The organism is [Mycobacterium] stephanolepidis, from assembly GCF_002356335.1.
GTDB classification, from domain to species: domain Bacteria; phylum Actinomycetota; class Actinomycetes; order Mycobacteriales; family Mycobacteriaceae; genus Mycobacterium; species Mycobacterium stephanolepidis.
In genome coordinates this window covers 1,906,670-1,917,836 of sequence record NZ_AP018165.1, presented here as the reverse complement: position 1 = coordinate 1,917,836, position 11,167 = coordinate 1,906,670, and the positions used below count along the sequence as shown (strand labels likewise).

Here is an 11,167-nt window from a genome sequence, read left to right as displayed (position 1 = left end):
CCTTTCGGTCTGGCGGTAATCACATGTTCAGCAGCTATCGATGGCTTCGGGCCCGTGAACTTCCGGCCCGGGATTGATCACGGGACCGGCCGCTCGCGCGCGTGCCCGAGGCCCTGCGCACCTGCTGTACCTGCCTATGATGCCCTGCGTCGCTGTCGGTACGTGCACGTGGCTTGCGCTTGGCCCCCTGCGCGGAGTCCTGCTGCCATGTGCGCTCGGGCGGCCGATCGGCCGACTTGGCGCGCAGTCGATCGCGTGCCGTGTCTATACGCGGCGCCACATACGGCTCCGGCGAGGGAAGCCGCAGCAGTCTGTTCATCCGGTCGCCCGAACCCGCACGCAGCGCGGCGACGGCCTCGGGTTCGTGGCGCGCCGCGTTGGCGATCAGGCCGATCATGAAAAGGGCTGTGGCCGTGGCAGTACCACCCGAAGAAATCAGCGGCAGCTGGATGCCGGTCACCGGCAGCAGGCCGATCACGTATCCGATGTTGATGAAGGACTGACCGATGACCCACATACCGGCGGTGGCGGTCAGCATCCGCAGGAAAGGATCGGCACTGCGCTTGGCGATGCGCATGGCGGTGTAGGCAAAGACGCCGAATAGCGCCAGCACCCCGATGCAGCCGACGAATCCGAGCTCCTCGCCGATGATCGCGAAAATGAAGTCGTTGTGGGCGTTGGGCAGATAGTGCCATTTTGCCGATCCCTGCCCCAGACCCTGGCCGAAGAAACCACCCTGGGCCAGTGCGAATCGAGCTTGACGCGACTGATAACCCGTGGCCTGCGGGTCCGCCGACGGATCCAGCCACGCCTTGACCCGATCGGAGCGGTATCCGGCCGTAACGGCGAGGATGGCCGCGGCCAGTACGGCGGCGACCACCGAACTGAGGAACACCTTCAGCGGCAGCCCGGCGTACCAGAGCAGCGACAGCAAGATGATGGACATGCACACCGTCTGCCCCAGGTCAGGCTGAAGGACAATCAGGATCAGTGCGATCATCGCAGCCGGCACCAACGGGACCAGCATCTCGCGCAGCGAGGCCTTCTCCATGCGGCGCGAGGCCAACAGGTGCGCACCCCAGATCGCGAAGGCGATCTTGGTGAGCTCCGAAGGCTGCATCGACATCCCGCCGTAGACGAACCAACCGCGAGAACCGTTGGAGTATGTGCCGATTCCGGGCACCAGCACCAAGATAATCAAGACGATGGTGAAGACGAATGCCGGGAACGAGTACTTACGCATCACCCGGATCGGAGTACGCAGCGCGATGTAGAAACCGACCAGACCCACACAGACCCAGAGCACCTGCTTGCCGAACACCGCCCACGCAGATCCGTCCACGTCATACGACTCAACGCCCGATGCGGACAACACCATGATGAGGCCGAGTGTGGTCAACAGCGCGGCCGTCGCGATGATCAGGTGAAACGACGTCATCGGCCGGTTCAGCCAGGCACCCAGACGAGTCCGTGCCACCAACCCGGCGGTCTTCGCGTCGGAGGTTTTCTTGGCGGGCTTGGCTACGGTCTTCGCCGCGGAGCGGTTCTCGGAGCGGAAAAACCTGGTGAACGGAGCGGTCAGGGTCGACACGGCGCTGTTACCTAACCGGTAAGTGCGCGCACCGCCGCGGCGAATCGATCGCCACGCTCGGAGTACCCGCTGAATTGGTCGAAGGACGCGCCGGCCGGAGCCAGCAGCACAGTGTCGCCAGGCAGAGCCACAGTGCTGGCATGCCGGACGGCCGCGGCCATGACCCGGGTACCCAGATCAGCGCCACCCCCATCCGCCTCATCAGTCACATAGACCACATTTGCCTCTTGCACCCCAGCATCCTCGCGCGTCACAACCGCAACAACGGGTACATCCGGCGCGTGTCGCGCCAAAGCCTCAGCAATCACACCCCGATCGGTGCCGATCAGCACAACCGCGCCGAGCCGGTCGGCACATTCGCGCACCAGATCGTCGACTGCCGCCCCCTTGAGCAACCCCCCGGCAATCCAGATGACGCGCCGATACGCCGCGATGGACGCCGCGGCCGCGTGCGGATTGGTGGCCTTCGAGTCGTCCACGTAAGAAACACCGTGACGTCGCGCTACCAGCTCGGCACGGTGCCGTCCCACCTGAAAGGCCTCCAGCGCCCGCGCAACGGCCTCCGCGGGCGTACCCACCGCACGCGCCAGCGCGGCAGCCGCCAGCGCGTTGAGCACACCGATCGGACCCGCTACCGGAAGCTTGGACACCTCGATCAGGGGCACATCCGACCCGAACGCCCGGTCCACCAGCAGGCCGTCACGCACTCCGAGCTCACCGGCCACGGGTTCACCGGTACGGAACCCCGCCTTGATCGGCGCCGCCGCACCGGAGAGCAGTCCGGCCGCCACTCCGTCATCGAGACCGACGACCGCGACCTCACCCTCGAGCACTCGCGCCTTGTCCCGGGTGTAGGCGTCCATGCCCCCGTGCCAGTCCAGGTGATCCTCGGCCACGTTGAGCACCACGCCGGCCGCCGGCCGCACCGAGGGCGCCCAGTGCAGTTGGAAGCTCGACAACTCGACGGCCAGGTAATCGACATCGCGATCCAGCACGTTCAGCACCGGGTCGCCGATATTCCCGCACAGCGCACTGGTGCGGCCCGCGGCCGTCAGCATGTCGTGGACCATGGCCGTGGTCGTGGTCTTTCCGTTGGTTCCGGTCACCACCAGCCATCGCTTGGGCGGCCCAAATCGGCCGGAAGCATCCAGACGCCATGCCAATTCGACATCACCCCAGATGGGCAGCCCGGCGTGCACAGCGGCCAGCACGATCGGCGAGGAAGGACCGAAGCCGGGACTGACGATCACCAGATCCTGATCAGCCATGTGGTGCTGCGCCTCGGCGGTGGTGAGCGCCCCGCGCCCCGCGTCGCGATGACGTCGCAGAGCGTCCTCGTTGTCGTCGCAGACCGTAATGCGCAGGTCGAGATCGGCCAGCCGACTCAACGCCGCGACCACGGCATCGCCTGTGACACGCGCGCCACAAACCAGAACACTTGCTCCGCCGACCAGTTCGGCCATATCAGAAACGGTCATGGCCGGTTAGTCACCGATCGTGGCGAGCCACTCGCCGTAGAACAACGCCAAACCCAGGCCGCAGGCGATCGCGGTCAACAGCCAGAACCGGATGATGACCGTTGTCTCCGCCCAACCCAACAGCTCGAAATGATGATGGAACGGCGCCATCCGGAACACCCTGCGGCCAGTGGTGCGGAACGCGGCGATCTGCAGGACCACCGACACGATCTCGGCGACGAACAATGCCCCCAGCACCACCGCGAGCAGCTCGGTCCGGGTGGTCACCGACAGGCCGGCGATGATGCCGCCAAGAGCCAGCGATCCGGTGTCTCCCATGAAGATCTTGGCGGGTGCGGCGTTCCACCACAGGAACCCGATACATGCGCCGGCCGTCGCCGCGGCGATCACCGCGAGGTCCAGCGGGTCGCGCACGTTGTAGCACGCCACACCGGGATGCGTGGAGCAGGCGTTGCGGTACTGCCAGAAGGTCACGATGACGTACGCGCCGGTCACCATGGCCATGCATCCGCCGGCCAGCCCATCCAATCCGTCGGTGAAATTGACCGCGTTGGACCACGACATCACCAGGATCACGCAGAAGAGCACGAAAATCACGGCGGGCATCGCCACGGTGGCGATCTCACGCACGTAGGACAGCTGCGGACTACCTGGCGTCAACCCGTCCGTGTTGCGGAACTGCAGCACCAGCACGCCGAACACCAAGGCCGACAGGATCTGACCGACCGTCTTGGAGGTCTTGTTCAGGCCGAGGTTGCGCGCCTTACGAATCTTGATGAAGTCGTCGATGAAACCGACACCACCGAGCATGGTGGCCAACGCCAGCACCAACAACCCAGAGGCCGAGGGGCCATCGGATCCGAACGCGATGCCGATCAGGTGAGACCCGAAGTACCCGGCCCACATGCCTGCCAGGATCGCGACGCCACCCATCGAGGGAGTGCCGCGCTTCTTCTGATGATGCTGCGGTCCGTCGTCACGGATCTCCTGACCGAAGCCCTGCCGCGAGAACACCCGGATGAGTACCGGGGTGAGCATGATGGAAACCAGGATCGCGATTCCGGCCGCGATGATGATCTGCCTCATGCGTCACCCACCTTCAGCAGCTCATCGGCCACGACCCATAGCCCGGCCGACCGCGATGCCTTGACCAGCACCACGTCACCGGCCGCCAGCTCGTCGGCCAGCAGTGTGGCGGCTGCCGCAGGATCGTCCACCAGCACCGCCTCGGACCCCCACGACCCCTCCATCACTGCACCCGCATGCATTGCCCGCTGCGACCTCCCGGTTCCGACGACTACCAATCGACTGACATCTAAGCGCACGGCGGCCCGTCCGATGCGGTCATGCTCGGATATCGCATCGGGCCCCAGCTCGGCCATCTCACCCAGCACCGCCCAGCTGCGACGGGGCTGCGCACCGTGACGAGCCATCGACACCAGGGCCTTGAGCCCAGCCATCATCGAATCCGGGTTGGCGTTGTACGCATCGTTGATGACCGTAACCCCGTCATCTCGGGTGCTGACCTCCATACGGCGCCGCGATACCGGACCCGCCTGGGCGAGCGCGTCGGCGACCTGCGCCAGCGTGGCACCGCATTCCCGCGCGACCGCGGCGGCCGCCAGTGCGTTGCCCACCTGGTGCTCGCCGTGCACAGCCAACTGAACCGGTACGGCCTCGTCCCCGGCATGCAGGGTGAAGCGAGCACGCGCCAGGTCGTCGACGCTCACGTCTGTCGCCCAGATATCGGCGCTGCTGTGCACGCTGGTGCGGACCACCCGGGCACGGGTCTTGGCGGCCATGGCGGCCACCGCCGAGTCATCGGCATTCAGCACCGCCACACCATCACTGGAAAGTGATTGCGGCAGTTCACCCTTGGTGTCGGCAATGGCCTGTCGCGAACCGAACTCGCCCAGGTGCGCCGTACCGACGTTGAGCACTACACCGATGGCCGGCGGCGCGATGGCGGCCAGGTCCGCGATGTTTCCGGGGCGCCGAGCCGACAGCTCCAACACCAGAAACCTGGTCGATTCCGTGGCCCGCAGAACCGTCCAGGGATGACCGAGCTCGTTGTTGAAGGATCCGGGTGGCGCCACCACCTCGCCGAGCGGCTCTAGCACTGCGGCGATGAGGTCCTTTGTCGACGTCTTGCCCGATGAGCCGGTGACACCCACGATGCGCAGCCCCCGCCCCGAGAGCCGACGGGCCACCTCGGCCGCCAGCGCTGCGGTGGCGGCCAGCACTGCGGCGCCCGACCCGTCCGAATCATGTTCCAGCGCAGATACTTCAGTACGCGCGATGCCGGTTGGCGACACCACGATGGCGGGTACACCCACCGGCCTGGCGGCCAACACGACGACGGCACCCGCCGCGATCGCACCCTCGGCATGATCGTGACCGTCGACCCGGGCACCCGGCAGTGCCAAGAACAGTCCACCGGACCTCACCTGGCGCGAATCGAATTCGACGGTGCCGGTGACGGTCGTACGCCGGGCTTCCTCGGCACTGATTCCGTCGAGACGTCCACCGACGATCTCCGCGATCTCGGCGACAGTCATCTCAATCATTCAGACTCCCGAGTCCTTTCGAGCTTTCCAGGCCTTCCAGCGCGACACGCAGCTCCACCCGGTCATCGAACGGGACCGAAACCGCACCGACGCGCTGCCCGCTCTCGTGCCCCTTGCCCGCGATCAAGACGGTATCCCCCGGTTGTGCCCACCGGGCGGCGAAGCCGATAGCAGCGCGCCGGTCGCCGATCTCCATCAGCTCGACATCTGAACCAGTTGTCCCGGAGATGATTTCCGCGCGAATCGCGGATGGGTCCTCATCGCGCGGGTTGTCATCGGTGACCACCACGAGATCGGCCAGCTCGGCTGCCACCTGCCCCATATCGGCGCGCTTGCCACGGTCGCGGTTACCGCCCGCACCGAACACGACCCCGAGCCGGCCATTGCGATGGCTGCGCAGACTCTCCAGGACGGCACGCAGGGCGCCGGGCTTGTGGGCATAGTCGACAACGGCCAGGAACGGCTGGCCGGCGACCACCGACTCCATACGTCCGGGCACACCGGCGATCGCGATCCGCGGCGCCGCGGTGACCGCCGACACCCCAAGAAGTTCCAAGATCGCAATGGCCACAAGACAATTGGCCACATTGTAGTGACCCGGCAATGCGATACCGAGTTCAACGCTGCCCGCCGGACCATTCGCGACAAACCGCTGACCGCCGTCAGGGCCGACCGCCACGTCCGAGCAGGTCCAGTCCGCGCCGGCACCGGCGCCCGAACTCACCGTGACGGTGCCGGGGCCCGCCGCGCGGGCCAGCTCGGCCATGGCACGCCCGGCGTCATCGTCGACACAGATGACCGAGTGCTGCGCCCGCTGCGGCGAATCACGCTGGAACAGTCGGGCCTTCGTCGCGAAGTAATCCTCCATGTTGGGATGGAAGTCCAGGTGATCTCGCGAAAGATTCGTGAACGCTCCCAACGCGAAACGGGTGCCGTCCACACGGTTGAGCGCCAGCGCATGGCTGGAAACCTCCATGACCACGGTGTCCACGCCACGCTGCACCATCTCGGCCAACAACTCCTGCAGAGCGGGCGCCTCGGGCGTGGTCAGGGCACTGGGGACATCCTCGCCGTCGATGCGTACCCCGACGGTGCCGATGAGACCGACCCGCCTGCCCGCCGCCCGTAGCCCTGCCTCGACCAGATAGGTGGTCGTGGTCTTCCCAGAGGTTCCGGTGACACCGACCACTTCCAGCTGCCGGGAAGGCTCCCCATAGACCTTTGCCGCAAGCGCACCGAGCACCGCGCGCGGAATGGGATGGACCAGGACCGCGATATCCGCGAAATCCGAGCCCTGCTCGGCCAGCAGCCGTGCCCCGGCGTTGTCCGTGAGCACGGCAGTAGCCCCCGCAGCGACCGCCTCGAAGGCGAACTGTGCGCCATGTGCGCTACTACCGGGCAGCGCTGCAAAGAGGTCGCCCGTCCGCGCGTCCTGCGCTCGCAGCGTTACGCCGGTGACGGTGGCGGCGCTCGGCCCACGCAGTTCCGCCGAGATCAATGCGGCGAGGTCGGAGACCGGGTGCGGGTGCGTTTGGGGAAGGAACCGATGGGTTCCGGATGCCGCCACCTGCGTTCACCTCCTGCCGTTTTTCTGCCGCCCATGGCCTCCGGGCGTCAAACGACAGTACCGGGCGAGCAGCCGTCCCCTGATCGGATGAGGGCCGGCTCAGGTCGCCTGCAAGATCAATGGTGGTCCGGGATCGGGTGACAATGGCACGTTTTGGCGCCGCATCAACCACGACGCGATGTTGTGGAACAGCGGCGCCGCGGTGTTTCCAGGTCGGCCATCCGCAGCCCGGTGTGGCGCATTCATCTCGATGCCGATGACGTAACGGGGGTCATCGGTGGTGGCGATGCCGGCGAAGGTGATCCAGTAGACGTCGTCGAAGTAGCACCCGCAGGCCGGGTTGATCTGCTGGGCGGTACCGGTCTTGCCGCTCAGTTGGTAGCCCTCGACAGCGCCCGCCGCGCCGGTGCCGTTCTGGATCTGACGCGCGTCCGGCTGCAGCACCGCGCGCAGCATGTTCCGCACGGTGCGCGCGGTTCCGGCGTTGACCACCTGCACCGGCTCGGGGCGTGGTTCTTCCTTGCGGGTGCCCTCGGGTGTGGTGATGCTCTTGACGATGCGCGGCGGAATCCGCAGCCCGTCGTTGGCGATGGCCTGGTACATGCCCGTCATCTGCAGCAGCGTCATCGACAAGCCCTGGCCGATCGGCAGGTTCGAGAAGGTGCTCCCCGACCACTGCTCGATCGGCGGCACGATGCCGGCACTCTCGCCGGGAAGACCAACACCGGTGCGCTGCCCCAGACCGAACTTGTCCACCAGATCCATGAACCGCTCCGGTCCCACCCGCTGCGCGAGCATCAGCGTGCCCACATTTGAAGACTTTCCGAACACACCGGTGGTGGTGTACGGCACGGTTCCGTGCACCCAGGCATCGCGAACCGTGACCCCGCCCATGTTGATCGATCCCGGAACCTGCAGCACCTCATCGGGATTGGATAGATCGTTCTCGATCACCGCCGAGGCGGTGATGATCTTGTTGACCGATCCCGGCTCGAACGGCGAGGACACCGAGAGATTGCCCATCTCACGGTTGCCCTGCTTACCAAGGTTCTGCGAGGGATCAAAGGTGTTGTCATTGGCCATCGCCAGGACCTCACCGGTCTTGGAATCCAGCACAACCGCAGACACGCTGCGCGCTTCGGACAAGTCCTTGGCCTGCTGGACCTGCTGCTGCACGTAGAACTGAATGTCGTTGTCCAGCGTGAGTTCGACGGTGGATCCGTTGACGGCATTGTGTTGGTCGCGGTAGCTGCCGGGAATCACCGCGCCATCGGAGCCACGGTCGTAGGTCTGGGATCCGTCCTTACCGGCCAATGCACTGTCCAGGGAATCCTCAAGCCCCAGAAGGCCGTAACCCTCCCAGTCGATGCTGCCCACGATATTGGCGGCCAACGAGCCGCCGGGATACTGGCGGATGTCCTGTCGCTCCGCCCCCACTTCGGGGAACTCCTTAACGATCTCGGCGGCGATGGCCGGGTCTACCGAACGCGCCAGGTAGGCGAAGGTGTCGTCGCTGCGGATCTTCTTCAACAGGCTCTTGGCATCGGGCTTGTTACCGAGCTTCGCCGACACTCCGGCGGCGATATCCTGCAGCCGCCGTTCCGGCTCGACGGACCGTGTTTTCGCCGCGGCGGCCTTGACGGCGTCGCTCTTCCCCGGGTCCTGGAGGATCTTGAGGCTTTGCTCCCATGACTTGTTGAGCTGCTCACGAATCTTCTTCGGCTGGAAGGTGAGAGCACGAGCCTCGATGGTGAAAGCCAGTTTGTTGCCCACGCGGTCAACGATGGTGCCACGCAACGCCTTCTCGATCTCGGTGACTTTCAGCTGACCGGAGGCTTCGGCACGCAGACCCGCGGCGCGCGGCCCCTGCAGAGTGAACAGCTGAATGGCGGCGATGGCCAACGTCAGAAAGATGATGATGTTGCCCGTGCGATGACGGAAAGCGAATCCAGCTGTCCGCGACACGGCGGACGCCGGCCGCCGGATGCGGCGAGCGCCGACCGGCCGGGACCGATCCTGCCGGTTCACGCCGTCGGGTGGGGACTCGTTGTTGCCACGGGATTGAATTGTTCCCCGGTAACTGGAGAATTCGCGATATTTGATGCTTGCGGCGCGTCGGCCACAGGGGGCGGTATCACGGCCGCGGGATCCGGTGCGACCACCACCGGAGCGGGCATGACCGGAGCGGGCGGCGCTAAGACAGGTTCCTGCCCCACAGGAGCTTCCACCACAGGCGCCGGCACCGTGGCCGGCGGGGCCATATGCGGCACCACGGCCACCGGAGGCGGTACGGGCGGCAACTGCACGGGGACCTCGACCGAATTACCGGCCTTCGGAACGGCGTCGGCGTCATCGGGGATCACGGAGTTCAACGGCGCCGGCGCAACACCCTCAGCCGGCTTCGGAGCACCCACCAGCAGCCAATTGCCCTGCGGGTCCCGTACCAGATGCGCGATATCACGCGATGGGATCATGCCGAGGTCGCGCGCCGAATCCGCGAGCGCCGGCGCCGATTCCGCACGCAGCACATCACGCTCAAGGGCTTCCTTGCGTTGCAGCAGCTGCTCGTTGGTACGCCGCTGGGTGCCTAGCTGATACGAGCGTTCCGCGGCGTCTGTCGACAGCCACAGCGTGATGGCCAGACCGACGCCCAGGGCGCCGATGACCAGCACAACGAACGGCACCTTGGCGATCCACACATGCGGCCGCAGGTCCACCTCGGACAGACGCGTAAGAATCCGTTCGCGTAGCGGTATCCGAATGACTTTGGGCGCCTTGGCCTTGCGGGCCTTCGCGCGTGCCTTCGCCTGTTGAGTGCTGGTCGCCGTGCGGATCTTCTCGGGAGCCTTGCGCTGCACCGGGATCGGCATGGTCTGCGGGGCAGAACGGCGCGGACGCGCCGACGGACCAGCGCCGACCGCCTTAGGAGCGGCACCACGACGTTTAGCGGGTTTGGCAGGATTGCTCTTCTTGGGGGACTCGCCAGCTTTCTTGCGCACCCCAATCATGCGATCCTCCTGTCCCCGACTCGTTCGATTGCCCGCAACCGCACTGGCGCGCTCCGTGGATTGACTTCTATTTCCGCGTCGTCCGCCCGCTCGGCACCGCGGGTGATCGCCGCGAACTCCGGTGCGTCACCGGGCAGCTCGACCGGAAGGTCAATCGGTGACCGGGACGCGATGGCGGCCGCAAATTCCGCCTTGACGATCTTGTCCTCCAGCGACTGATACGCCATGACCGCGATACGACCGCCCGGACGCAGTGCCGCCATGGCGGTAGGTATCGCGGCGGCAAGGGATTCCAGCTCGGCGTTGACGGCGATCCGCAGGGCCTGGAAGGTCCTTTTCGCCGGATGCCCCCCGGTACGACGGGTAGCCGCAGGGATGGCGTCGTACAGCAGCTCAACCAACTGCGCACTGCGCGTGAAGGGTTCGACGGCCCGGCGTCGGACGACCTCATCTGCTATTCGGCGCGCGAAGCGCTCCTCGCCGAATCTACTGAGCACTCTGGATAGTTCGGGTGCCGTATAGGTGTTCAGGATGTCGGCGGCGGTCAGCTCGTCGTGTGAATTCATCCGCATGTCCAGCGGGGCGTCGACCGAGTAGGCGAAACCACGATCGGCCTGATCGAGCTGCATGGACGACACACCCAGATCGAAGAGCACGGCGTCAACCGACGATGTTCCGCGGTAACCCAACCCGTCAAGCGCGTCCACCAGACCGTCGTAGCGGGTATGCACTCCGGTGAATCGCTGCCCGAGGGGCTCCAACCGCTTCCGCGCGATCTCGAGGGCATTGGTATCACGATCGAGACCGATCACGGTGAGGCCCGGCAGCACGGAGAGGAAATGCTCGGTGTGCCCACCGGCGCCCAGAGTGGCATCGACCAGCACCGCACCCGCCCCATCCGCGGACCGGGCGGTCAGTGCCGGAGCAAGCAGCTCATAGCAGCGGCCGAGCATAAC

The 11,167-nt window shown here is 66.0% G+C and carries 8 protein-coding genes; all 8 read right to left on the bottom strand.

The features are described from left to right. Positions 1–34: 34 nt before the first annotated feature. Positions 35–1,591, bottom strand: coding sequence for a putative lipid II flippase FtsW (gene ftsW / locus MSTE_RS09580; RefSeq protein ID WP_096500757.1), 1,557 nt, complete (start codon positions 1,589–1,591; stop codon positions 35–37). A gap of 11 nt (positions 1,592–1,602) precedes the next feature. Continuing rightward, positions 1,603–3,069 (bottom strand): UDP-N-acetylmuramoyl-L-alanine--D-glutamate ligase, encoded by a 1,467-nt coding sequence (gene murD / locus MSTE_RS09575; protein ID WP_096500755.1) that lies wholly within the window; start codon positions 3,067–3,069, stop codon positions 1,603–1,605. 6 nt (positions 3,070–3,075) lie between these two features. Beyond that, complete coding sequence (gene mraY / locus MSTE_RS09570; protein WP_046253416.1) at positions 3,076–4,155, bottom strand: phospho-N-acetylmuramoyl-pentapeptide-transferase; 1,080 nt, start codon at positions 4,153–4,155, stop codon at positions 3,076–3,078. Then, complete coding sequence (locus MSTE_RS09565) at positions 4,152–5,636, bottom strand: UDP-N-acetylmuramoyl-tripeptide--D-alanyl-D-alanine ligase (RefSeq protein ID WP_162291400.1); 1,485 nt, start codon at positions 5,634–5,636, stop codon at positions 4,152–4,154. Before MSTE_RS09565 ends, mraY begins: the two co-directional genes overlap by 4 nt. Next, positions 5,629–7,203 (bottom strand): UDP-N-acetylmuramoyl-L-alanyl-D-glutamate--2,6-diaminopimelate ligase, encoded by a 1,575-nt coding sequence (locus MSTE_RS09560; RefSeq protein ID WP_096500751.1) that lies wholly within the window; start codon positions 7,201–7,203, stop codon positions 5,629–5,631. The genes MSTE_RS09565 and MSTE_RS09560 overlap by 8 nt, the downstream gene beginning before the upstream one ends. 99 nt (positions 7,204–7,302) lie before the next feature. Further along, on the bottom strand, positions 7,303–9,231 hold the full coding sequence (locus MSTE_RS09555) for a peptidoglycan D,D-transpeptidase FtsI family protein (protein ID WP_096500749.1): 1,929 nt from the start codon (positions 9,229–9,231) through the stop codon (positions 7,303–7,305). Continuing rightward, positions 9,228–10,211, bottom strand: coding sequence for a hypothetical protein (locus MSTE_RS09550; protein WP_096500747.1), 984 nt, complete (start codon positions 10,209–10,211; stop codon positions 9,228–9,230). Before MSTE_RS09550 ends, MSTE_RS09555 begins: the two co-directional genes overlap by 4 nt. Continuing rightward, complete coding sequence (gene rsmH / locus MSTE_RS09545) at positions 10,208–11,164, bottom strand: 16S rRNA (cytosine(1402)-N(4))-methyltransferase RsmH (protein ID WP_231897085.1); 957 nt, start codon at positions 11,162–11,164, stop codon at positions 10,208–10,210. Before rsmH ends, MSTE_RS09550 begins: the two co-directional genes overlap by 4 nt. Between the last annotated feature and the right edge of the window lie 3 nt (positions 11,165–11,167).